The organism is Shewanella canadensis (assembly GCF_003966225.1).
GTDB classification, from domain to species: domain Bacteria; phylum Pseudomonadota; class Gammaproteobacteria; order Enterobacterales; family Shewanellaceae; genus Shewanella; species Shewanella canadensis.
The window spans coordinates 374,270-396,741 of record NZ_RXNU01000001.1; the positions used below are offsets into that span (position 1 = coordinate 374,270).

Annotated in this window: 22 protein-coding genes; 15 read left to right on the top strand and 7 right to left on the bottom strand. The window is 45.9% G+C overall.

What is annotated here, in order from left to right:
* Nucleotides 1-186: 186 nt before the first annotated feature.
* Both EKG38_RS01625 and EKG38_RS24855 read left to right on the top strand, forming a co-directional pair.
* Entirely contained in the window at nt 187-1,878 is a 1,692-nt protein-coding gene (locus tag EKG38_RS01625) for an Ig-like domain-containing protein (RefSeq protein WP_126518060.1), read from the top strand.
* Nucleotides 1,879-2,184: 306 nt separating this feature from the next.
* On the top strand, nt 2,185-2,352 hold the full coding sequence (locus EKG38_RS24855) for a hypothetical protein (protein WP_185826750.1): 168 nt from the start codon (nt 2,185-2,187) through the stop codon (nt 2,350-2,352).
* A 152-nt stretch (nt 2,353-2,504) separates the two neighbouring features.
* On the opposite strand, the gene degS is transcribed toward EKG38_RS24855, so the two are convergent.
* The 3 genes from degS to EKG38_RS01640 all read right to left on the bottom strand — a co-directional run bounded on the left by degS (nt 2,505) and on the right by EKG38_RS01640 (nt 5,602).
* The gene (degS, locus tag EKG38_RS01630) at nt 2,505-3,590 is read right to left on the bottom strand and encodes an outer membrane-stress sensor serine endopeptidase DegS (protein ID WP_126518062.1); all 1,086 of its coding nucleotides are present in this window, start codon (nt 3,588-3,590) and stop codon (nt 2,505-2,507) included.
* A gap of 137 nt (nt 3,591-3,727) precedes the next feature.
* Entirely contained in the window at nt 3,728-5,080 is a 1,353-nt protein-coding gene (degQ, locus tag EKG38_RS01635) for a Do family serine endopeptidase DegQ (protein ID WP_126518064.1), read from the bottom strand.
* A 147-nt stretch (nt 5,081-5,227) separates the two neighbouring features.
* Nucleotides 5,228-5,602, bottom strand: a complete 375-nt coding sequence (locus tag EKG38_RS01640; protein WP_126518066.1) for a ZapG family protein — start codon at nt 5,600-5,602, stop codon at nt 5,228-5,230.
* A 420-nt stretch (nt 5,603-6,022) separates the two neighbouring features.
* Between EKG38_RS01640 and zapE the strand changes: the two genes are divergently transcribed.
* The 8 genes from zapE (at nt 6,023) to rlmB (ending at nt 14,349) form a co-directional block, all read left to right on the top strand.
* Nucleotides 6,023-7,129, top strand: a complete 1,107-nt coding sequence (zapE, locus tag EKG38_RS01645; protein WP_126518068.1) for a cell division protein ZapE — start codon at nt 6,023-6,025, stop codon at nt 7,127-7,129.
* Between the two features lie 263 nt (nt 7,130-7,392).
* Nucleotides 7,393-7,824, top strand: coding sequence for a 50S ribosomal protein L13 (rplM, locus tag EKG38_RS01650; protein ID WP_012141095.1), 432 nt, complete (start codon nt 7,393-7,395; stop codon nt 7,822-7,824).
* Between the two features lie 14 nt (nt 7,825-7,838).
* Nucleotides 7,839-8,231, top strand: a complete 393-nt coding sequence (gene rpsI, locus EKG38_RS01655) for a 30S ribosomal protein S9 (protein WP_126518070.1) — start codon at nt 7,839-7,841, stop codon at nt 8,229-8,231.
* A gap of 426 nt (nt 8,232-8,657) precedes the next feature.
* Nucleotides 8,658-8,846, top strand: a complete 189-nt coding sequence (locus tag EKG38_RS01660; RefSeq protein WP_126508167.1) for a DUF2065 domain-containing protein — start codon at nt 8,658-8,660, stop codon at nt 8,844-8,846.
* A 66-nt stretch (nt 8,847-8,912) separates the two neighbouring features.
* Nucleotides 8,913-10,208: an adenylosuccinate synthase gene (locus EKG38_RS01665; protein WP_126518071.1), complete on the top strand. Its 1,296-nt coding sequence runs from the start codon at nt 8,913-8,915 to the stop codon at nt 10,206-10,208.
* A 186-nt stretch (nt 10,209-10,394) separates the two neighbouring features.
* Nucleotides 10,395-11,054, top strand: coding sequence for a tetratricopeptide repeat protein (locus EKG38_RS01670; RefSeq protein WP_281276934.1), 660 nt, complete (start codon nt 10,395-10,397; stop codon nt 11,052-11,054).
* Between the two features lie 52 nt (nt 11,055-11,106).
* Nucleotides 11,107-13,593: a ribonuclease R gene (gene rnr / locus EKG38_RS01675; protein ID WP_126518073.1), complete on the top strand. Its 2,487-nt coding sequence runs from the start codon at nt 11,107-11,109 to the stop codon at nt 13,591-13,593.
* Nucleotides 13,594-13,608: 15 nt separating this feature from the next.
* Nucleotides 13,609-14,349: a 23S rRNA (guanosine(2251)-2'-O)-methyltransferase RlmB gene (rlmB, locus tag EKG38_RS01680; RefSeq protein ID WP_126518075.1), complete on the top strand. Its 741-nt coding sequence runs from the start codon at nt 13,609-13,611 to the stop codon at nt 14,347-14,349.
* A 387-nt stretch (nt 14,350-14,736) separates the two neighbouring features.
* On the opposite strand, the gene EKG38_RS01685 is transcribed toward rlmB, so the two are convergent.
* A complete protein-coding gene (locus tag EKG38_RS01685; protein WP_126518076.1) occupies nt 14,737-15,381 on the bottom strand; it encodes a hypothetical protein in 645 nt (214 codons plus the stop codon).
* 401 nt (nt 15,382-15,782) lie between these two features.
* Nucleotides 15,783-16,532, bottom strand: coding sequence for a DUF481 domain-containing protein (locus EKG38_RS01690; protein ID WP_126518078.1), 750 nt, complete (start codon nt 16,530-16,532; stop codon nt 15,783-15,785).
* Nucleotides 16,533-16,764: 232 nt separating this feature from the next.
* Here EKG38_RS01690 and rpsF point away from each other — a divergent pair, with 232 nt between their 5' ends.
* The 4 genes from rpsF to rplI are packed head-to-tail and all read left to right on the top strand — an operon-like array spanning nt 16,765 to nt 18,220.
* A complete protein-coding gene (gene rpsF, locus EKG38_RS01695) occupies nt 16,765-17,187 on the top strand; it encodes a 30S ribosomal protein S6 (protein WP_126518742.1) in 423 nt (140 codons plus the stop codon).
* Nucleotides 17,188-17,195: 8 nt separating this feature from the next.
* Nucleotides 17,196-17,501 carry a primosomal replication protein N gene (gene priB, locus EKG38_RS01700; RefSeq protein WP_126518080.1) on the top strand — a complete coding sequence of 102 codons (306 nt, stop codon included), beginning with the start codon at nt 17,196-17,198 and terminating at the stop codon, nt 17,499-17,501.
* 11 nt (nt 17,502-17,512) lie between these two features.
* Nucleotides 17,513-17,740, top strand: coding sequence for a 30S ribosomal protein S18 (gene rpsR, locus EKG38_RS01705; protein WP_076415822.1), 228 nt, complete (start codon nt 17,513-17,515; stop codon nt 17,738-17,740).
* Between the two features lie 27 nt (nt 17,741-17,767).
* Complete coding sequence (gene rplI, locus EKG38_RS01710; RefSeq protein WP_126518082.1) at nt 17,768-18,220, top strand: 50S ribosomal protein L9; 453 nt, start codon at nt 17,768-17,770, stop codon at nt 18,218-18,220.
* A 224-nt stretch (nt 18,221-18,444) separates the two neighbouring features.
* On the opposite strand, the gene EKG38_RS01715 is transcribed toward rplI, so the two are convergent.
* The gene (locus EKG38_RS01715) at nt 18,445-18,642 is read right to left on the bottom strand and encodes a hypothetical protein (protein ID WP_126518084.1); all 198 of its coding nucleotides are present in this window, start codon (nt 18,640-18,642) and stop codon (nt 18,445-18,447) included.
* A gap of 59 nt (nt 18,643-18,701) precedes the next feature.
* Nucleotides 18,702-20,924 carry a S46 family peptidase gene (locus EKG38_RS01720; protein ID WP_126518087.1) on the bottom strand — a complete coding sequence of 741 codons (2,223 nt, stop codon included), beginning with the start codon at nt 20,922-20,924 and terminating at the stop codon, nt 18,702-18,704.
* A gap of 108 nt (nt 20,925-21,032) precedes the next feature.
* Here EKG38_RS01720 and dnaB point away from each other — a divergent pair, with 108 nt between their 5' ends.
* Complete coding sequence (gene dnaB, locus EKG38_RS01725) at nt 21,033-22,439, top strand: replicative DNA helicase (RefSeq protein ID WP_012141109.1); 1,407 nt, start codon at nt 21,033-21,035, stop codon at nt 22,437-22,439.
* Nucleotides 22,440-22,472 lie beyond the last annotated feature (33 nt).

Here is a 22,472-nt window from a genome sequence, read left to right on the forward strand (position 1 = left end):
TCTCATTAAAACAACTGGTTAATAAACTCCTGATAACTATAGTTCACAACTTTTATCTGGTTGTGAATTCCCCTTATCTATCCCTTTCGGGGTATCTCCTCAATACTGGATACATGTCCAAAGAGACATATTAATCGCCCTCCCTGCAATGTTGGCGATACCAAAAAGCCAAGTGAGGATGAACTTATGAACGTACAAATTCCCTATAAAAAACTAGCACTTGCCAGCATGATAACCATGTTGGTTGCTTGTGGTAGTGATAATGATAATGATGACATCACGCTACCTGTGAATAACGCCCCCGTTGTCGTTGCTGATGCCGCTACGGTAACAGTATCAGAAGTGGTGACCATTGATGTATTAGCCAACGATACCGATGCAGATGGTGATACCTTATCAATCGTATCCGTCGACTCTGATAGCGCAGTGATTAACGCTGGGAAAATTGACTTCACAGCAGGTGCAACCGCCGGCGAAGTGAAGTTTAACTATACCATTACAGATGGCACCGATGAGGCGACGGGTGAAGTGACTGTGACCGTTGAAGCTGCGGTCATTCCTGAGCCAGAAGTACTTGCGTATGTGGGTTCTGCGGCTTGTGCAGGCTGTCATGGTGACAATCACGCATCCTTTGCTAAGACAGGTCACAACTTCAAGATTATGAAAAACCCAGGGAATGATGCTCCAGTATTCCCGTACACCCCAGCAGCAACCATCACTGGTGCTATCGACTTGTTAGTTGATGCAACTGAAAATAATACTTTGGGTGCGCCAACGAGTTACGATGAGGTCTCTTATACTGTTGGTGGTTACGGTTGGAAAATGCGTTGGTTAGACAAAGATGGCTACATCGTCACCGGTCAAAATGTTCAATATAACATTCGTAATGCCGAAGGTGAGTTGAATATTCCTGATAATCACCCAACAGATCCCGATGTTATGGGCGATTACAAGACTACCGAGTTCGATTACAAATATAGCTGTGGTAACTGTCATACAACTGGCTGGAAGCGCACTACAGATGTAGCTGGTGGCGATACCCGTAACCCAGACCGTCAAGATGACCTTCCTGGCATGAATGGTACCTTCGCAGAGCAAGGTGTTCAGTGTGAATCTTGCCATGGCGCGGGTAGTTTCCATGTTAAGTCTCCTTCAAAAGACAATATCACTAAGCTTGCGGTTGCACGTACTACCGATGATTTCTTAGCCGATGATATGGGCTACGGTAAAGCTGTAACGTGCGCCGAGTGTCATACTCGTGATGGTGAGAAAGATTACCCATCATTTGTTAGCCATTATAACGACGCGTTCCCTAACGGCAGTAAAGTGGGTGGACGAATCATCTCTAAAGGCGGCTTATCAAAGCATCACCAAACTGGCGATGAAATGTTAGGTGTTGTTCCGGAAGACCATGGTACTTATAAAGCGGGTGATGAAATTGGTCCTAAGAGCTCTATGGCGTGTTCCTCTTGTCATGATTCTCATAAGTCTACCTTGAATGCTGATAGTGCTGATGGCCTGCACACTGGAGCGGTTAAAGCGTGTACAGATTGTCACAATGCCAGTGGCCTTGGTGAGAAAGAGTTTGCTCAGAATACATGGGCAGCAGCTAGTCACAAGGCAGCAGAATGTACTGACTGTCATATGCCTAAGCTCGCTAAGAGTGCGGTTAAGACAGCGCCAAGACAAGGTGAATCAGGTGTGGTATTTGGTGATGTGAAGTCTCACTTGTTCACTATCGACCTAGACCCGGCAGCGAAGCAGTTCACTGAAGATGGTAAGTTCCAAATGCCTTGGGCAACCGCTGAGTTCACCTGTGGTAATTGTCACACTGACTATAATGAGAGAGCTGTAGCACTACCTAAGATTCATCTGTAAGTCACTATAATTATAAGAGTCTGTTAATTTAGTCCCTTGCCCATCAAGCCACTCCAATTAATAATCGGAGTGGCTTTTTTTATTGTTTACCTTCTCCCACCCACTGCTTGATAGACTAATGTTCGCTACGAGCTACGACATTCCCCATGTAGGAGCGGCTTTAGCCGCGAATGTTAAAGGGCTTCGAGCTACGAGCCACTAACTTGCCCCCTGATATGAACATGCATAATGAAACATTATTAATTATTTATCTGTCCCGACTCGGTTAATCTATAGGAACATACAAGTGTTTAGAGGGATTTATCTATGAATATATGGCTAAGGATTGTTGTATTAGTTGTGCTGCTTGGCGGTGCGCTGGCTTGTTATGCAGCAAGCTTCTCAAGTGGGGCAATAACTTTCATGCTGTTAGGAGTACTGTTTGAATTAGCGTTTTGGGTTGGACTGTTAAAAACGACTGAGCACAAATCTTAGCTTTAAAAGATGTTACCCTCTTGCCAGAAAAGGATAGTTTTAGGGTGGCTTGAGTATCTGAACTAAGGAGGGTTCTAAGGGGAATTTTGAAGGTTAACGCTGCCACTCAAGTGACGAATGGCAGCCAATATGATTAACTATTACCGCTCTTCTTACTGCTCATCCGCGGAGAGGTTCTCACCGATAGTGACAGGGACTTCGTAGTATTTACCTTTACGGATGATAGTCATCGTTATCTGCTTGCCGGGTGTTGTTTCGGCAATTCTATCCATTAGCATTTCGACTCCCGGTACGACTTCACCTTCATACTTGGTGATAACATCTCTTGGAGCGAGTTGTGCTTGCGCCGCTGGCCCCTGAGGGTCTACGCCGGTGATCATCACTCCGGTTAGATCCGGAAGGTTTAATATCTGAGCCATCACAGAGCTGATGGGTTCACCTGTAATACCTAAGGCTCCACGTATGACGCGACCATCTTTGATCAGTTTACCCATAATGCTGTGAGCAAGCTTAATCGGGATTGCGAAATTGATGCCATGTCCTCCACCTTCTTCGCCAACCTGAAATGCCGCTGTATTGATGCCAATAAGCTGACCACTGGTATCGATCAGTGCACCACCGGAATTCCCCGCATTAATTGCGGCATCGGTTTGTAGGAAATCAAGATAGCCGGAACTCAAACCATTGCGTCCGGTCGCACTGATAATACCCTGTGTGATGGTTTGGCCAAGGTTATAAGGGTTGCCGATGGCCAGAACGACATCACCAACTAAGGCCGGTACATCCAGGTTTATAGGGACGATAGGCAGGTTGCCCCCCTCAATTTTAAGTACGGCAAGGTCGGTTATCGAATCTGAGCCTACGACTTCTGAGGTGAATTTTCGACCATCTTGCAATGCGACGACGATTTCATCGGCATTTTTTATTACATGATAGTTAGTGAGAATGTAGCCTTCATTGCTCATGATCACGCCAGAGCCCAAGCCTTGAAGTGAACCTGTGTTAAGCGGCTGGTTACGGTTGACACTTAAGCTATATATGTTGACAACAGCAGGAGCTGCCCGGCGCACAGCCTTAGAAAATGAAAGCTCGAAGCCATTATCACCACGCTTCTGGATAAAAAGGTTCGATGCGTCCTTGTTAGTCAACAGTGGAGTCACAAACAGAAAGACTGCAGCCATTATCAGGCCAAAAATAACTGCCTTGCCGACATATAATAGTGTGTCTTTGAGAGCCATATTAGGAGGATGTAGATAAAATTTGAGCTAGATTAACATGATTAGCCACAATTAGCATGAAGGGACTGCTCCCTTCATGTTATCTCGACTAAGACGATAGCAGGGGAGCTGGCGTGCTCCCCCTGAGTTAACATGGATTACCTTAATACAAGGTATAGGTTGCTTTTCTCACGTTTAATTTTAAGTGCAACGGTGCCTTGCTGATCTTTAAGTGTTGCCTTAAGTGATTTCAGATCGTCAATTGAAGAGCGGTTAACTCCGACAATGACGTCTCCTTTTTGTAATCCGCTGGCAGCGGCTGGAGAGTTTTGAGCGATATCAGTGATCTCAACACCATCATCGCTGTTTCCCAGTGTCGCCCCGGCAAGCATTGGGTGAACGGCACCAGCCGCAGCTTCTGTCGTCTTGCTCGCTTCACCTAAGATCGCGGTAACGTTCTTTTCATCTCCGTCTCGAATTAAGCCAAATTCTACTTCTGCACCAGCCCCCATAGTGGCGACTTTAGCCCTCAATTCCTGGAAGCTCTTAATCTTACGACCATTGACACTGGTGATGATATCACCGGCCTTGATGCCAGCCTTATCGGCGGCACTATCTGTCATAACCTGATCGACAAAGCCGCCATGTTGGGTATCCAGACCAAAGCCTTGAGCGAGTTCACTGGTCAGGTCTCTTCCGGAAACGCCGAGTACACCCCGACGGACTTCGCCGTGTTCAATAATTTGATCGACTAAGTTGTTGACCATATTGGCAGGTATAGCAAACCCAATTCCAACATTGCCGCCTCCGGGAGCCACGATAGCGGTATTGATCCCGATCAGATCCCCATTGAGATTAACCAGTGCACCACCCGAGTTACCGCTGTTGATTGCGGCATCGGTTTGAATGAAGTTTTCAAGCATCTCGATACCCAGTCCCGAGCGGCCCATTGCACTCACTATGCCTGATGTGACTGTCTGTCCCAGACCAAATGGGTTACCGATAGCGACTGCAAAATCACCGACTCTAAGTTCATCTGAGTCAGCGCGTTTTACTGCAACCAGGTTTTTAGCTTTTATCTGTAGTAAAGCAATATCTGACTCAGAATCTGTGCCGATAAGTTTTGCCTCGACTTCACGTCCGTCATGAAGTCCGATAAGGATCTCATCGGCACCGTCGATCACATGATTGTTGGTGACGATATACCCTTTTTTAGCATCAATAATGACGCCCGAACCCAATCCACGGAAAGGCCGCTCTTGAACTTGTTCTTGAGGCGCATTAGGACCAAAGAAGTAGCGGAAGGCGTCGGGGATTTTTTTCTTAGAAACATGAGTTCCCGATACCGCAACGGCGACAACGGCAGGTGTTGTGCGCTCTAACATAGGGGCAAGGCTAGGGACACTCTGTCCACCGACGGCCATCGGAATCGCAGCTTGGGATATCGCTGGCATCATAGTAAGCGAGGCAGTCAGGATAGCTGCAGAAAGTAAGCTTAATTTTGTTTTCATCTATTCATGGCTCCAATATCGGAAATGGATTTATGATCTCTTGAAGATGTATTACTCGTTCATTGTCATTTCAAGAGATATTAAAGATCAATTGTTACTGATTCCGACCCTAAGCATAGGATGAAAGTTCATGATTATTAACAAAGGTTAATTATTTTGGTTTACGATGATGACGTCGTCGGTATCGAGTTGCTCATCAGTCTGACTAGATAGCGTATCCACGGTCTCCTTTGCACTAAAGGTTGGCAGTGCCTTAGTCTTGCTTTTGGGAGCTAAGGTGTTAGCCGCTTCATTCCATTGTCTGTTGACCCTGTTTAATTGCTCGGTTAGTTCGGCCAGTTGCTTATAGTGCCCCTCGAAATGATCGGTGACCTCTTGTTTATGTTGACCTAACTCTAAACGAGTCTGCTCCAATACCTTATCTTTACTGCTTGACTCATTATTGCGCGCGACGATAGTCCTGCCTACGTAGCCTAAGACGATGCCTAATACAAAAGTTGCAATGACTAATGGCCATTCCATATAACACTCCTCGCTGTTCGAAAATCGAACATGACTAATAAAACATGACTAATAAAACTTAGTACATTGGTGATTATCGGCATGATACCATATATACCCAAACAACCTCGAAATGCAGGATTCGGCATGTCGAGAAGTGACTTGGGTATATAGCTATAGCCTATTCGTAGCGTGAGCTTTTGTCTCTTAAGCGCTTGGAAGGGGCTGGAATTTGTAGGTGAATACCTCCTGTGAAGAGTTCTTATTAAGGGGTCTTGTTAAGAGTTCTTGAGGGTCACTTTCTTATACCAACTGGGTACTAGATAAACAGGCCCTAATAACAATAACTACCTTGGAGTCTGTTATTTCTGACCAGCCGAATTCTGCAGAGCAGCGGTGTCGAGATAGTGGTTCATTTGAGGATAAAAGAGAATATTTCACGTGTCTGATCTAACTCCATGGCAACATTACCAGCAAGATTTAAGCCGAGCCGACTTCTCTCATGATACTGCGCAGGAACAAGCCGTAAAAAGCTTGCAACGAGTATATGATGAATTGCAGCTGGTGAATTCGAAGCCTGGTGTATTCGGTAAGCTCTCCTCTCTGCTGGGTACCAAACCTCAACTGGTTCAGGGGCTCTATCTATGGGGAGGCGTCGGGCGCGGTAAGACATACCTGATGGACACCTTCTTTGATTCTTTGCCAGGTGATAAAAAATTACGGGCCCACTTTCACCGTTTCATGCATCAAATCCATATCGATCTCGACGGTTTGAAAGGGCAGAGGGATCCCTTATTGATTATTGCTAAGCAGATGTCTGAGCAATATCAAGTGATCTGTTTCGATGAGTTCTTTGTCTCCGATATTACCGATGCAATGTTACTCGGCACTCTCTTTCAGGCTCTCTTCAAAGAGGGCGTCGCTTTGGTCGCTACATCAAATATCATTCCCGACGAGCTATACAGGAATGGTTTACAGAGAGCGCGATTCCTGCCTGCTATTGCATTAATCAATAAGCATTGCCAGATCCTCAATGTAGACTCGGGAATCGATTATCGTCTACGAACACTCGAGCAGGCGGAGATCTATCATTTTCCACTCGATGCTGAGGCCGATGAGAATCTACTCTCCTATTTCGATAAGCTGGCTCCGGAGTCTGAGGTGTCTACTACTGATATCGAAGTGGACGGGAGAAATATTGCTATCAGGAAGCAAGCTCAGGGAGTATTGCTTGCTAATTTTAGGGAGCTCTGTGATGGCCCCAGAAGTCAAAGAGATTATATGGAGATCGCCTGCCTTTATCACACTGTGCTGCTCAGTGGCGTTGAACTGATGGGTGACAAGCAAACGGGTGATGATATTGCCCGTCGATTTTTAGCCATGGTAGATGAGTTTTATGAGCGCAATGTAAAGCTGATCATATCGGCCGAAGTGTCGTTAGAGGCCATTTATAGTAAGGGCCTGCTGGATTTCGAGTTTAGGCGGTGCCGATCCAGACTGACTGAAATGCAATCTCATGATTATCTGGCCTTAGAACATCTGCCATAATCAGACTCTTTTCCTCTGTTTTTAGCCGATTTAGCGCTTATTGGGTGGATACACTGAGAAAGCTGATAAATTTAATAAAAATTAGGTGATTTTTAGCTCAGCTTTGACTATAATCCGCCACCTGCCCTCGTTACTCCATCGATATGATGGATGTTGTAAAGCCTAATTCTTTGCTCGAAGGGGCGGGGAATGGCACTATTTGTGTTATTTACCAATAATGGTAATAACATGTGAGACAGAATTTAACATTGGGTTTTTGTAAAATGAAGACTACTTTTACTGCTACACCAGAGACAGTCACTCGCGAGTGGTTTGTTGTTGACGCCGAAGGTAAAACTTTAGGTCGTATCGCTACTGAAATTGCATCACGTCTACGTGGTAAGCATAAGCCAGAGTATACGCCTCATGTCGATACCGGCGACTACATCATCGTTATCAACGCTGAGAAAGTTACTGTTACTGGTAATAAAGCAAAAGGCAAAGTGTACTACTCGCATTCGGGTTTCATCGGTGGTATTAAGCAAATCACTTTTGAAAAGCTGCAAGACCATAAGCCTGAAATGATTATCGAGAAAGCAGTTAAGGGTATGTTACCTAAAGGTCCTTTAGGACGTGCCATGTTCCGTAAACTTAAAGTTTACGCTGGTACAGAACATAACCACGCTGCACAACAACCTCAAGTTCTTGATATCTAAACGGGATTAAGCTAATGGCTGCAACTCAGTACTACGGCACAGGCCGTCGCAAAACATCTACAGCTCGCGTATTCGCGAAAGTGGGAACTGGTAACATCGTTGTTAACAAACTTCCTCTAGATCAATATTTTGGTCGTGAAACTTCTCGTATGGTTGTTCGTCAGCCACTTGAGCTAGTTGAAATGACTGACAAGTTAGACATCTTTGTAACTGTTAAGGGTGGTGGTAACACTGGCCAAGCAGGTGCTATTCGTCACGGTATTACCCGTGCATTGATGGAACTTGATGAGTCACTACGTCCATCTCTACGTGCTGCTGGTTTTGTTACCCGTGATGCTCGTAAAGTTGAGCGTAAGAAAGTTGGTCTACGTAAAGCACGTCGTAAGCCACAGTTCTCAAAGCGTTAATATTTCGCTTTCAGAATACAAAAAACCCAGCTTTTGCTGGGTTTTTTATTGCCTGAAATTTAAAACTTTTATTACTCCTCTGTTTTTTTCATATCTTTTGTTAAGCTAATACCAATTGCATTAAGTACCTGACCATTCAGCGAGAATTCAAAGCTCTGTAGGCAAGTAGGATGATTGAAGCTAATAGTTATTCTATATCGAAAGCATCCAGTGCAGCATAAAGGGCTTTGAAACTCGCACTACGTGAGTCCCTCAGACTTCCCACTTCTGCTTTGCATTGACTTAAAAGGGAATAACCACTTCCTCATCAATGCGCCTTGAATTGAAAATCCTGAGGGGCTCTGAATTGGTTAATTATTTAATGCAATTGGTATAATACCAATCGGTATAACTTAATCGATCGTTCTGGAATGGAAACACATAATTATGTCATTGCAGTTAATCATGATAGCGCTGGGAATCGTGCTTATTATTGAAGGAATTGGGCCACTTTTATTTCCTAATCGTTGGAGGGCATACTTGAAAGAAATTTCAAATCAAAATCAGCAACTTCTACAGCGTTTGGGTGGTGGATTAGTAACCGCTGGTATCGTTTTGTTGATTATTTTTTCATAAAATACTTGCCTACCGCCCCTATAGATCTGCTAAAATCCCGTTTTAACCACTACCGTGCAGCAAATAATGGGCAAAAACGTCGTAGTTCTCGGCACCCAATGGGGTGACGAAGGAAAGGGTAAGATAGTCGATCTACTTACCGAACAGGCAAAATATGTCGTTCGATATCAAGGTGGCCACAATGCGGGTCATACTCTGGTTATCGATGGCGACAAAACCGTTCTTCATCTTATTCCATCAGGGATCTTACGTGATAATGTAAAATGCATTATCGGTAATGGCGTGGTGCTGGCACCTGACGCTCTGATGACTGAGATTAACATGCTTAAAGGGCGTGGAGTTCCTGTTGAGGAGCGTCTACTTATCTCTGAAGCGTGTCCACTCATCCTTCCATTCCATTGTGCTCTAGATGTTGCCCGTGAGAAAGCGCGCGGTAATAATGCTATTGGTACAACCGGACGTGGTATCGGTCCTGCTTATGAAGACAAGGTTTCACGCCGTGGTCTTCGTGTTGGCGATCTGTTTGATGCAGAGCTATTCGCAGAGAAGCTGAAAGAAGTGATGTCTTATCACAACTTCATGCTAACTGAGTACTACAAGTGCGAAGAAGTGTCTTATGAAAAGACATTGAAAGATGCGCTTGCAATCGCCGATTACCTGAAGAGCATGTGCACCGACGTCACTGAGCTGCTTGATACCGCTCGTAAAGCGGGTGAGCCTATTTTGTTTGAAGGTGCACAGGGTACATTGCTTGATATCGACCATGGTACTTATCCTTTTGTAACCTCATCAAACACTACTGCCGGTGGCGTTGCGACAGGTTCAGGATTTGGCCCACGTCACCTGGACTACGTCTTAGGTATCATGAAGGCTTACACCACTCGTGTTGGTGCAGGTCCTTTCCCAACAGAGTTGGAAGACGAAATTGGTGACTACTTAGGTACTAAGGGTCATGAGTTCGGTGCGACTACGGGTCGTAAGCGTCGTCCAGGTTGGTTAGATGCAGTTGCGATGAAACGTGCTGTACAGATCAACAGCGTAAGCGGTTTCTGCCTGACTAAGCTAGATGTACTGGATGGTCTGAAAGAAGTTAAGATCTGTGTTGGTTACCAGTATCCAGATGGTAGCATTGCTACAGTGACGCCGCTTGCAGCCGAAGGCTATGAGCAGGTAACACCGGTATTGGAAACTATGCCTGGTTGGAGCGAAACTACTTTTGGTGCGACTTCGGTAGAGCAACTGCCTCAAGCGGCATTGAACTACATTAAGCGCCTCGAAGAGCTGTTAGAAACGCCAATCGATATTATCTCTACGGGTCCCGATAGAAACGAGACCATGATTCTGGTGAATCCGTTTAGTTAATAATAGGGGCCGCGTTAAGCGGCCTTTTTATTGGGTACCTTTTACTGACTCAAATTCAGTAGTTCTCAAGAAATGCGTTATACTGCCGATGAGATCAAGTATTAATGAGACAGAATGTTTAATTTAAACTATGAGTATCCTGTCTGATCACTACTTATGTTTATGAATTTGTCGTTGAGAGAATCCATGTTGCGAGAAGTGCTAAAAGGTTCAATAAGAACCGTACTAAGATATCTATTGGTTGCAATGTTTTCGCTATCACCCATGCTGAGCTGGGCTGAAACGAAGGCGTTAGATATCTATAGTCAGGAGCAGCTCATTGAGCTTATTCGAACTAAGCAGTATCTCACCCGAGTGACGGGTGATGATTGTCAGCTGGTTCAGGATATTGAAGCCAGAGCAGAAGTACTGAAATTGCCTCTCTATCAGTACTTATGGGCCGAGATGCTCAATTATGGAATTTGTGTGAAAGCCAATCCTCCCAGAGGCATCTCTCTGCTAAGAAATTCTGCAGAGCAGGGTAGCGCCGAGGCGATGGTGAGAATTGCCGAGTATTACCATAACGGCCAATTTGTGATCCAGGATAAAGAGCGTGCGATTCATTATGTATTGCCCGCAGCAGCCAATGGCGACCTGCCGGCACGATTGATGTTAGTCAGGTTGTTTGGTGAAGGCTATGGTAGTCCAAGAGACTATGAAATGGCATATCACTGGCTGTATAACGATGTATTTAGTGATGAGGCTACCAAGAAAAAAGCCTTAGAATTATTGAAGGTGCTTGAGCAAAAAATGCCGCCCAGCGCGATAGCTAGGGCAAAACAGGAGCACCTGAGATCCCGTAAATGATACCAGTTGGTATGACCCGGATAATTTCCGGGTAAAAAATTTGAGATATTGAATGATCAAAGATCCGCATTTGAAGCGTGAACAAGAAAATTATGAAAACCCCATTCCTAGCCGCGAGTTTATTTTAGAGTACTTGCGATCTGAAACATCACCTCTGAACCGTGAACGTATAGCCGCAGCTCTGAAGATCGAAGGAGAAGAGCAGCTTGAAGCACTCAGGCGTCGCCTGCGCGCTATGGAGCGTGATGGTCAGTTAGTCTTTACCCGCGGGCAAGCCTATGGCTTACCAGAGAGAATGGACCTGTTAACCGGGACTATTATTGGGCATAAAGATGGTTTTGGCTTCCTGAAGCTTGAAGAGGGCGGAGACGACCTCTTTATTAATAACCGTGACATGCAGATGTATTTCCACGGCGATAAGGTACTGGCACAAAAAGCGGGTGTCGATCGCAAAGGCCGCCGTGAAGCCAGACTCGTTCGTTTAGTCGAGCAGAGAACGGCCGCTCTCGTCGGACGTTTCCATTTAGATTCAGGCATGGCTTTTGTTATCGCCGATGACAGAAGAATTACCCAAGAGATCCTCATTCCTGACGAAGACCGCAATGCGGCCCGTCAAGGCGATATTGTGGTGTTAGAGCTCACTCGTCGACCTGGCCGCTATGTTAAAGCGGCAGGTAAAGTGACCGAGGTGCTAGGTCAGCAAATGGCCCCCGGGATGGAGATCGAAATTGCCCTACGCAACTACGATCTACCCCATACCTGGTCGGGATTGATTGAGAAGAAGTTGCGTGCTATTCCCGATGAAGTGACTGAAGCGGACAAAGAGGGCCGTGTCGATCTCAGAGGCATGCCTCTGGTTACTATCGATGGCGAAGATGCCCGTGATTTCGATGATGCGGTTTATGCAGAAAAGAAGAAGAGCGGTGGCTGGCGTTTATGGGTAGCGATTGCCGATGTGAGCCATTATGTGCGCACAGAATCTGCATTAGATAAGGAAGCACGTAGCCGAGGAAACTCGGTGTACTTCCCATCGCAAGTGATCCCTATGTTGCCAGAGAAGATCTCGAATGGATTATGTTCTTTGATGCCAGAGGTCGATCGTCTGTGTATGGTCGCCGAGATGACAATCTCTGCTGCCGGCAAATTATCTGGATACAAGTTCTATCCAGGCGTGATGCACTCCCATGCGCGTCTGACTTATACCCAAGTGGCGGATATGCTCGAAGGTGGAGAGGTGAGTGATAAGCTCAAACCTATTTTCCCACATCTTCAGACACTGCAGTCTTTGTACCTGACTTTAGATGAGACTCGCGCCGAACGTGGTGCTATCGCATTTGAGACCACTGAGACTCAGTTTGTTTTCAATGCCGATAGAAAGATTGACAGCATAGTGCCCCGTAATCGCAATCAAGCGCATAAGATCATCGAAGAGTGTATGATTTTAGCCAACGTAGCTTCGGCTAAGTTTGTGAAAAAACACAAAGGTGAAGTGCTTTACCGTGTGCATGAGTCGCCATCTGAGCAGAAGTTAACGAACTTCAAAGATTTCTTGAAAGAGCGTGGCTTAAGCATGGAAGGCGGACTAGAGCCTACGCCTAAAGATTATCAGGCTATCATGGAAAAGATTGCCGATAGACCCGATGCCGAGCTTATTCAGATCATGTTGTTGCGCTCTATGCGCCAAGCAACCTACACGCCGGATAATGAAGGCCACTTTGGTTTAGCCCTGGAAGCTTACTCTCATTTCACATCACCTATTCGTCGCTACCCGGATCTGATCTTGCATCGCGTCATTCGTTACCTGTTAGCGAAGGAGAAAGGTGAGGCACAAGAGAAGTGGACGCCGGGTGGTGGCTACAACTACCAGATTGAAGAGTTGGACCTGTTAGGCGTCGAGTGTTCGACTACAGAGCGCCGCGCCGATGAAGCGACGCGTGACGTGAGTGACTGGCTCAAGTGCGAATTTATGCAAGACCATGTTGGTGACACGTTCGAGGCGGTTATCGCATCGGTGACACATTTTGGTATGTTTGTTCGTTTAGATAAGCTGTTTATCGATGGCTTGGTTCATATCTCGAGCCTGGGTAGCGATTACTATCAATATGATAATATGCGCCAGCGTCTGGTCGGTGAAGCCTCGGGTCAAGTTTATCAACTTGGTGATGCGGTAACGGTTAAGGTGGCTGGTGTTAATCTTGATGATCGTCAGATCGATCTGATGATGGCGGGTGAGGAAGGCAAGTCTAAACGTCCAAGCCGTGGCAAGAAGCCGATGACAGCCCGTGAGCGAGTGAATGCCGAAGGCGCCAAATTGGCCAAGGGTGATAAGAGCGACAAGCCTAAACGACGAGGTTCTCGCTCAAAAGCCGGGAAGGGTAAAGCCTCTGGTGAAAAGAGAGTAGATTCTGGTAAAACGAGTACAAGTGGTGGAGCTAAGAAGTCCGGCGCTAAAACAGCAACGGCAGCTAAGAAGCCGAAGGCAAAAAAGTCTTCAGCAAAAAAGAGCTCGGCCAAGCGTAAAGTCAAAGCAAGCAAGTAATAGAGACAGTAATAGATGAAAAAACAAGATTTCACCTTCGGAATTCACGCCGTAGAAGCGGTACTTAAGCACAGTCCGGAACGAGTGATCGAAATGTGGGTGCAGGCTGGCCGCGATGATCAAAGATTAGCTACGCTACTTCAGATGGCTGCTGAATATGGTGTTTCGGTGCAAACATCAGCGCGAAAAGTTCTTGATGAAAAGTCTGATAATGGACAACACCAAGGTGTGCTAGCCCGCGTTAAAGCCGTTAAGCAGCTCAATGATAATGATCTATTGGCACTGGTAGAGAAGACTGAAACCCCTTTCTTCCTAATCTTAGACGGTGTTACCGATCCCCATAACCTGGGTGCCTGTCTGCGTAATGCCGATGCGGCCGGGGTACACGGCGTTATCGTTCCTCGTGATAACTCTGTAGGTTTAACGCCAACAGTGAGCAAAGTGGCATGTGGCGCGGCAGAAGTTGTGCCTCTGTTTCAGGTGACCAATCTAGCGCGCACTATGAAGAGCCTGCAAGATAAAGGGATCTGGATTATTGGCGCAGCGGGTGAAGCCGATAGCGACCTATACAAGACAGATCTTAAAGGTCCCCTTGCTATCGCCATGGGCGCCGAAGATAAAGGCCTACGTCGTCTGACCCGTGAGGGTTGCGATTCGATTGCATCGATTCCTATGTCAGGGTCTGTTTCAAGCCTGAACGTCTCGGTTGCCAGCGGGATCTGCCTGTTTGAGGCTGTACGACAAAGATTAGGTTAATCGCGAATTCGATTAGGATAATTTTCTTTGGCTGGCCCGTTAGGTGTTAGTCAGAGTTATTGAATGCCGATAGGGTTTAAATCCTGTCGGCATTTTTGTTTTTGGCCTCATGGCCAGCGATTGCTTTGATGCTTGGTGTTTTTTAACGTTAACCTTTTTGGTTATTAATAACCTGCGGTTCGCTTATGTGTAAGTAATCTCTCGGGACGCTGTAGACCCATCCCTGGGCGCTCTGCGATTTCATCCCTGAAATCGAAGCCCTCTATCTCACTTACACCTGTTCATCAATCTCTTCGATTTACCTTTGTTCATTCAGCATGACTAACAATAAAGTATCTCAATCTGCGATAGAACGAAATTACTCGTATTGCGATTATAAACAATGACTTAAAAGCGGTATCGATAACCAAGTTGATAACCCATTTCGCCGAGCTGTTGCCAGTCTCGATAAGATATATTGAGTTCAATAGCTGAATGTGCGCCAAGTAAAAATTGATTCTTCAAATTGAACTGGTGTTGTCCGCCATGCTCGAAATTGGCAAATCGGTAACTGGGCTGAGTTTGAAACCAAGGGGCTAGTTGCAATGTCAGTCCTGTTTCAGCTGATATCCCATGACCGTCATTTTTTCTATGCTCACCTTTCGATGTTCTTCTGTCAGCTTTATAACTGGCATAGCCAAGTGAACTGAACCACTGAGTGTCTTTTGTTAAAGAGACAGAGGTACCTAGATTGAAATAGCTTTGGGTTAAATCTGTTGAAGAACGAGTGGTGTCGTCATGATTAACCTGTACAAAAAAGTGCTGATGAAAGTGCCATTTCGCGTCAATGTAATAACCGAGTAAATCCTTTTGAACATCATTATTATATAGATCGCCAAAGTAGCTTCTCATACCGTCGGCTGATACTTCAGTGAACTGAGCACCAATAGCAATATAGGACTGTGGCGCCGTTGCTGGTTCGCTGGCTAATGTGTCCATTGAGGTGAAGAGCAGCAATAAACAGCAGGGTATTGTTATAATTGTCTTGTTCATTTTGAATAATTCTTCCTGAATTCATCATAGTATGGGAGCTGATGTGACTAGAATGTTGAGACCTGAGCCTACAAGGGCTCAATATTCTTATAGGACACTAGCGACTGAATATATCTATCAGATAGTTGATTTTTTTCAATATTAATCTGTTTAATCTTTGATCTGTGTAGCTAAGTATTTCTTACTATGGGAACAAGGATAAAAGGATCTGTAATAAAATTTACTGTGATCCCTGCTATTTTCGTAGAACAGCACATATTTATACTGATAGGTATTAGATAGGGCTAGGTACTGATACAAGTTCTGCATGACGGCTTTTATAGAGCCTAGAACTTAGCAGTAGCTTGCTGCGCTCTAGTAGTGAGCTTGTGAGCGTCCTAGCACCTAATAACTAGACCCTTTTACTGAAACGTGTAGAGTAAGTTGAACGTGGTTATGGTGTCTGTCTGCTTGGTGCCTTCGGGGACGACATCTGTGTATTTGATGTTGACGCCTATCTTGAAGGCCCAGTCTTGAAACAGTGTGTTCTTGTAGTTCATATCCAGTGTGAGGGTGCTGTTGTCTTCACCGGCTTCGGCGGTCAGATCGGCATTCAAGCTGGTGTATTCCTGTAGCTTCTGCTCGAACTTTACCGCCGTACGCAGGATCACGTCTCTATTCGGTTCCGGATCGGGTTCGGCTTCGGTCTCTATCGGCATGTTATATCGATAACCTGGACCGACTTCCAGACTGAGTTTAGTGCTGTGATCTGAAATAACATCGAAACCATAACCGGTAGATACGGTCGATATTTGGGTGTAACTACCATAGCGATCTAAGGTGAAGTCGCCGCGACCGAAGACATAACCATCGAAACCGCCACTAAGTTTATAGCTCGACTGAAGCTGAATATCGTATTTCTCTGAGGTGGTTTTCTCATCATCGGTGGCAAAGTAAGCCTTTACTGTGCCCTCTTGCTTCGTTTTTTCCGTATCGTAAACTAGTTTAGTCCGGCCGTTAAAGCTGCTCGACTCTGTATTACCCGTATTGAGTTGAAAACCGGCTTCAATCTCGGCGGTAAAGTCGCTCGGGGGCTCTTGATAATCCGGTGGGACTAAAGCCAAGGCTGACAAGGGGAAAGTTAAAAATAGGACTGCTATGGCTCTAAACATTTTTTTATTCTTATGACTATTATTTTTATGCGGTGAGGCTCTATTTTGTCGAGCCAATATCATACCTATAATGCCAAGCATCGGTAAAGTGAATATTGTCAGAAAATGGTTGAATTTATCCTTTGCTTTGTGTAATATTCCGCGTCCTAAATCAGTCACTTTAATTAGTTCCTTGCCTCTATTTGGTTTGACTGAGCCAACAACGAGGCTAGATAACCGTAAGGAGCAAAAAATGCGTCATTATGAAATCGTATTTTTGGTTCACCCTGATCAGAGTGAACAAGTACCTGGTATGATTGAGCGTTACACGGGTATTCTTACCCAAGCTGGCGGTCAAGTACATCGTTTAGAAGATTGGGGCCGTCGTCAACTGGCTTACCCAATTATCGAACTGCACAAAGCTCACTATGTTCTTATGAACGTAGAAGCATCTGCAGAGTCGGTTGAAGAACTTGAAACAGCTTTCCGTTTCAACGACGCTGTTCTGCGTAGCATGGTTATGCGTACTAAAGCAGCCATCACTGAAGCATCTCCAATGGCTAAGCTAAAAGACGAGCGTGATTCACGTCGTTCTAGCGAAGGCGAGCGTCGTAGTGCGCCTGCTGAAAAAGCTACTGAAGAAGTTAAAGAAACCGCTGAAAAAGCAGCTGAGTAAGTTTTTCTGTGGCCACAAACCATTTGCTGTTATCGGGAACGATTACTCGTTCCAGAAGCTTTAAAAGCCCGGCAGGAATTGCACATAGTGTAATTATGTTGGAACACAGGTCTCAGTGTTACGAAGCCGAAATGCTTAGAAACGTATACTGTCAGATGCAAGTGATATTTAGTGGCGAACGCTTTCAAAGCGTTACAGAACAACTGAAATCCGGTGTGGATATCGAGGTTCAGGGATTTATTGCTCTTCAACAGAGCAGAAATGGTCAGAATCGTTTGGTATTACACGCTGAAAATGTCGAATTGAAAACTTAGGAGACTGTCACATGGCACGTTATTTCCGTCGTCGCAAGTTCTGCCGTTTCACTGCAGAAGGTGTTACAGAGATCGATTACAAAGATATCGTAACTTTGAAAAATTATGTCACTGAAAGTGGTAAAATTGTTCCTAGTCGTATCACTGGTACAAATGCTAAATATCAACGTCAACTAGCTCGCGCTATCAAGCGTGCTCGTTATCTTTCTCTACTGCCGTACACTGATCTTCATCAGTAATACTGCATAATTTTAGAGGAATTAATAATGAACGTTATTTTACTTGATAAAATTGCTAACCTAGGAAATCTAGGTGACCAAGTTGCAGTTAAAGCTGGTTACGCACGTAACTTCCTTCTGCCACAAGGTAAAGCTGTTGTTGCTAACACTGCTAACACTGAAGTCTTTGAAGCACGTCGTGCTGAATTAGAAGCTAAGTTAGTTGCTGATCTAGCTGCTGCTAACGAGCGCGCTGAGAAAATCAACGCACTTGAATCTATCGTTATCGCTTCTAAAGCTGGTGACGAAGGTAAGCTGTTCGGTTCAATTGGTAACCGTGACATCGCTGATGCAGTTACAGCTGCTGGTGTTGAACTTGCTAAGAGCGAAGTTCGTCTTCCACTAGGTGCTTTACGTACTACTGGTGAATTCGAAGTTGAAGTTCAGGTTCACACTGAAGTTAAAGCTATTGTTAAGCTTTCTGTTGTTGCAGAAGATTAATATTTTGCTTTAAGCAAAAGCTTTAAAAGAAAACACCGCACTAATTTAATTAGGCGGTGTTTTTTTATGCCTGTAGGAAAGTGACTAGGGCAGAGAAGACGCTGCGCTGGTAGGGGGTGAGAAGACGCTTCGCTGGTAGGGTCGAGATGACGCTACGCTGGTGGGCAGAGATGACGCTACGCTGGTGGGCAGAGATGACGCTACGCTGGTGGGCAGAGATGACGCTACGCTGGTAGGGCTGAGATGACGCTGCGCTGGTAGGGCTGAGATGACGCTACGCTGGTAGGGCTGAGATGACGCTGCGCTGGTAGGGCTGAGATGACGCTACGCAGGTAGATCTGAGATGACTTATCTTGTCCAACAGAGCGAAGCTCGTCGAATAGGCGAAGCCGTCCGCGAAGCGATAGGCCGAAGGCCGTCATCTCAGCTTTTATATCTATTCCTGATAAATTCTGGGCCTGGGATCCAGACCCTTTCAAGCTTAGTTGCGGACTAATTCCAACTCTGCTATCAAATTGTCTGCATGGTCAACTTCATCCATCATCCATAGGATGTAGCGGAAATCGACATGCACGGCTCGAGTAATGGTTGGGTTAAAGAACCAATCTTTGGTGATAGCTTCATACGTTGAGTCGAAGTTCAGCCCCACCAATTCTCCTTTGCCGTTAAATACCGGCGATCCCGAGTTACCACCTGTGGTATCTACACTGGAGAGGAAGTTAACCGGGACTGAGTTAAATGCTTCAGGCTTATCTAAGCAAGAGAATAGTCTGCATATCCAAGAGCTTGGGTCTTTAATCACAGAGTCCACCTTATGAGTACCATAACGCTGCTGTGCAATCGCATCGAGCACTTTCTTCGGCGCGTTAAAAGGTTCGACACCTGTGTGTTTAGCGGCGATCCCTTCAAGGCGTGTGAAAGGCTGTTTGTACAGTGCATCTCGTGACTGATAACCATCTACCATGCCATAGGTGATACGCAGGGTACCGTTTGCATCCGGGTACACAGGCCAGCCATTGGCCTTGTTGTAGGCGATAATCGCTTTCATATAACCGGGTCTGGCTTGAGAAAGCTCACCAAGAAGCGTCTTCTTCTCTTTCTCTTGTGCCATGTTGCTATCATAAAGCGCTACGGCCAGACGAATAAATGGATCGGCACTGGTTTCAAATGTCTCAGCATCCGCTTGCATCCAGGCAAGACGTTTGTCTTGATCCGTCAGGGAGGTAAGGGAGTAGAGCCCATCGAGTTTATCCGATAAGGTTACCGTTTTGTCATCGTCATTGAGCATGATATCGAAAGCGTTAACACGGTTGCCTTGCCCCATATAGGCGTTTAAGTCTTGTAGCCATAGGGTCTTGTCAACCGAGATATCGAAGCTGGAATCGATACGTTTAAGACGCGCCTTAAACATCTTCATGTCTCGCTCCTGATAACCCTCTTCACGTGCGCTATCTGGCTTAGCTTTCTCTTTCGACAGACGGTAGAGCTTATTTGCTGCGGCTAGCAGGGTACTGGACTGCGCATTTTCGAAGTAATGACGCGTCTGCATGCCTGTACGTTTTTTGTCTAACAAGGATTCAAGCTGGTCGAACTGGGCTTGATATGACTGGTAGGTCTTATCGGCCGCAAGCCACTTGAGGAAGTCATCTTCGCGGCTCTGTTTAATACCGGTGATATCGGTGGCTCTGAACCCATCGAGTAGTCCGTTGTACTTCTTCATACGGTTAGCCATAGAAGCTAGTGTACCCGCATATTTGATTGCAACCTCACCGTCGGTATTGCCCATGGCCTTGATGGTATCGATACGAAGCTGATAGCGTGAGGCGAGGGTTGGATATAGCCAGTCACTTGCAAATTGCAGTTCACTGGTTAAACGGTAACGGCTGGTTGAGCCCGGGTAGCCGGCAACAAAGACACCATCACCGGCATTTATACCATCGGCGTTAATTTTAAGGTAGCTTTTAGGTGTGAATGGAATATTATCTTCAGCGAAAGCGGCTGGCTGTCCATCTTTGCCCACATAGGCTCGCAGGAAGGTAAAGTCACCAGAATGACGAGGGTACTCATAGTTATCTACATCGCCGCCAAATGAGCCGACACTCTTAGGTGGCGCATAGACTAAACGAACATCACGGATAATCAGCTGCTTAATGAGATAGTATTCGAGTCCATTATGAAAGCTGCGCACCGAACAGCGGTAGTTTTTATCGCTTTCACACGCTTTGATAAGAGACTTTCTATTAGATTGGATCTCTTCATAGCGCACCAAAGGGTCTTGGCTTAAGTTGTCTGTTACCGCTTTAGATACATCGGTAACCGCTTCGGTAATATAGAGTCGCTCGTTAGGACCCGCCGATGGTTCTGCATCTTTAGATTTTGCCAGGAAGCCCTCGGCAATATAATTGTGCTCTTTTTTACTATTATATTGAATAGCACGGTAAGCGCAGTGATGGTTTGTGACAACTAAGCCTTGGGGTGACACGAAACTGGCGGTACAATACCCCAGCCCTACAACCGCATTCATTGGATACTGCGTGAGATCGGCAAGTTGTTTTGCTGGTATCTCAATGCCTATCTCGCTAAGTTTTTCTGCGATAGAGGGCATTTGATAAGGTTGCCACTGCCCCTCATCTGCATGTGCGTCGATTGATGCCAATACGACACCAGATGACAGCACGAGTGCCGAGATCAATGCATTGCGCATGTTCGTTCCTTGTTTTTTTGTTATATGGGTAGGAACTCATGGGTTCCGTTTTTGTTTGAGCACGTTTTATACCATATTTTGCTTAACTGTTGGGAGTTTGGAGATTTAATGTCACAACAAGGTGCCTTCAAGGCCAAAAAGAAGCCGAGAGATATCCAGATGGATGCACTCAAGCTACCACCGCATTCTTTAGAAGCGGAGCAGTCAGTACTGGGCGGCTTGATGTTGGATTCAGATGCATGGGATAGAGTGGCTGAAGCGGTTGTGGCTGAAGACTTCTACTCTCGATCTCATCGTATGATATTTCAAGCGATGGGGAGTTTAACCAGCGCCGGTCATCCGATCGATCTGATCACGGTTTCCGAGCAGTTAGAGGTCGAAGACCAACTGGAGGAAGCCGGAGGGTTTGCCTACTTAGGCGAGATAGCGAAGAATACGCCTAGCGCGGGTAATATTTTATCCTATGCTGAAATTGTTCGTGAACGTGCCGTCGTGCGTGAAATGATCAAGGTGGCCAATGAGATTGCCGATGCCGGTTTTAATCCTGAAGGCCGCAACTCCGGTGACCTGTTAGACTTAGCTGAAACCAAAGTCTTTAAGATTGCCGAGTCGCGTGCTAACGCCAACGAAGGTCCCGAAGGGATCAAGGCTATTCTTGAAAAGACAGTCGATAAGATTGAAGATCTTTATAACAACCCAACCGGTGGTGTAACCGGGGTATCGAGTGGATTTGGCGATCTGGATAAGATGACGGCGGGCTTCCAGTCCGGTGATTTGATCATCGTTGCGGCGCGTCCGTCTATGGGGAAAACGACTTTTGCGATGAACTTGTGTGAACAAGCGGCGCTGAATGAAGATAAACCTGTACTCATTTTTAGTCTCGAGATGCCTTCAGAACAGATCATGATGCGTATGCTGGCATCCTTGGGGCGGGTCGATCAAACCAAAATTCGTACAGGTCAACTCGATGATGACGATTGGGCACGGGTTTCATCGACCATGGGGATCATGCTCGAGCAAGGTAAGATGTATATCGATGATGGCTCTGGTTTAACGCCGACCGATGTTCGAAGCCGAGCGCGCCGTATTGCACGTGAATATGGGGGCTTGTCGATGATCATGATCGATTACCTTCAGTTGATGCAGGTTCCGGCGCTCAAAGATAACCGTACTTTGGAGATCTCAGAGATCTCCCGCTCTCTCAAAGCCTTGGCAAAAGAGCTTGAGATACCGGTTGTTGCACTTTCACAGCTTAACCGTTCATTGGAGCAACGTGCCGATAAACGCCCGGTAAACTCAGATCTTCGTGAATCGGGAGCGATTGAGCAAGATGCGGATCTCATCATGTTTATTTACCGTGATGAGGTGTATAACGATGACTCAGAAAATAAGGGTACGGCCGAAATCATCATTGGTAAGCAACGTAACGGTCCTATCGGACGGGTACGTTTAACCTTCCAGGGGCAGTTCTCTCGTTTTGATAACTACGCCGGCCCACAGTTCGAAGAGGACTAATCTCGTCTATTGTGTCGTCTATCGATAATGGTG

What these genes read in the sequence shown, in the direction of transcription:
- EKG38_RS01625 (WP_126518060.1), top strand. Translation starts at nt 187, where the DNA reads ATGAACGTACAAATTCCCTATAAAAAACTAGCACTTGCCAGCATGATA.
- EKG38_RS24855 (WP_185826750.1), top strand. Translation starts at nt 2,185, where the DNA reads ATGAATATATGGCTAAGGATTGTTGTATTAGTTGTGCTGCTTGGCGGT.
- degS (WP_126518062.1), bottom strand. Translation starts at nt 3,590, where the DNA reads ATGGCTCTCAAAGACACACTATTATATGTCGGCAAGGCAGTTATTTTT.
- degQ (WP_126518064.1), bottom strand. Translation starts at nt 5,080, where the DNA reads ATGAAAACAAAATTAAGCTTACTTTCTGCAGCTATCCTGACTGCCTCG.
- EKG38_RS01640 (WP_126518066.1), bottom strand. Translation starts at nt 5,602, where the DNA reads ATGGAATGGCCATTAGTCATTGCAACTTTTGTATTAGGCATCGTCTTA.
- rplM (WP_012141095.1), top strand. Translation starts at nt 7,393, where the DNA reads ATGAAGACTACTTTTACTGCTACACCAGAGACAGTCACTCGCGAGTGG.
- rpsI (WP_126518070.1), top strand. Translation starts at nt 7,839, where the DNA reads ATGGCTGCAACTCAGTACTACGGCACAGGCCGTCGCAAAACATCTACA.
- EKG38_RS01660 (WP_126508167.1), top strand. Translation starts at nt 8,658, where the DNA reads ATGTCATTGCAGTTAATCATGATAGCGCTGGGAATCGTGCTTATTATT.
- EKG38_RS01665 (WP_126518071.1), top strand. Translation starts at nt 8,913, where the DNA reads ATGGGCAAAAACGTCGTAGTTCTCGGCACCCAATGGGGTGACGAAGGA.
- EKG38_RS01670 (WP_281276934.1), top strand. Translation starts at nt 10,395, where the DNA reads ATGTTGCGAGAAGTGCTAAAAGGTTCAATAAGAACCGTACTAAGATAT.
- rnr (WP_126518073.1), top strand. Translation starts at nt 11,107, where the DNA reads ATGATCAAAGATCCGCATTTGAAGCGTGAACAAGAAAATTATGAAAAC.
- rlmB (WP_126518075.1), top strand. Translation starts at nt 13,609, where the DNA reads ATGAAAAAACAAGATTTCACCTTCGGAATTCACGCCGTAGAAGCGGTA.
- EKG38_RS01685 (WP_126518076.1), bottom strand. Translation starts at nt 15,381, where the DNA reads ATGAACAAGACAATTATAACAATACCCTGCTGTTTATTGCTGCTCTTC.
- EKG38_RS01690 (WP_126518078.1), bottom strand. Translation starts at nt 16,532, where the DNA reads ATGTTTAGAGCCATAGCAGTCCTATTTTTAACTTTCCCCTTGTCAGCC.
- rpsF (WP_126518742.1), top strand. Translation starts at nt 16,765, where the DNA reads ATGCGTCATTATGAAATCGTATTTTTGGTTCACCCTGATCAGAGTGAA.
- rpsR (WP_076415822.1), top strand. Translation starts at nt 17,513, where the DNA reads ATGGCACGTTATTTCCGTCGTCGCAAGTTCTGCCGTTTCACTGCAGAA.
- rplI (WP_126518082.1), top strand. Translation starts at nt 17,768, where the DNA reads ATGAACGTTATTTTACTTGATAAAATTGCTAACCTAGGAAATCTAGGT.
- EKG38_RS01715 (WP_126518084.1), bottom strand. Translation starts at nt 18,642, where the DNA reads ATGACGGCCTTCGGCCTATCGCTTCGCGGACGGCTTCGCCTATTCGAC.
- EKG38_RS01720 (WP_126518087.1), bottom strand. Translation starts at nt 20,924, where the DNA reads ATGCGCAATGCATTGATCTCGGCACTCGTGCTGTCATCTGGTGTCGTA.
- dnaB (WP_012141109.1), top strand. Translation starts at nt 21,033, where the DNA reads ATGTCACAACAAGGTGCCTTCAAGGCCAAAAAGAAGCCGAGAGATATC.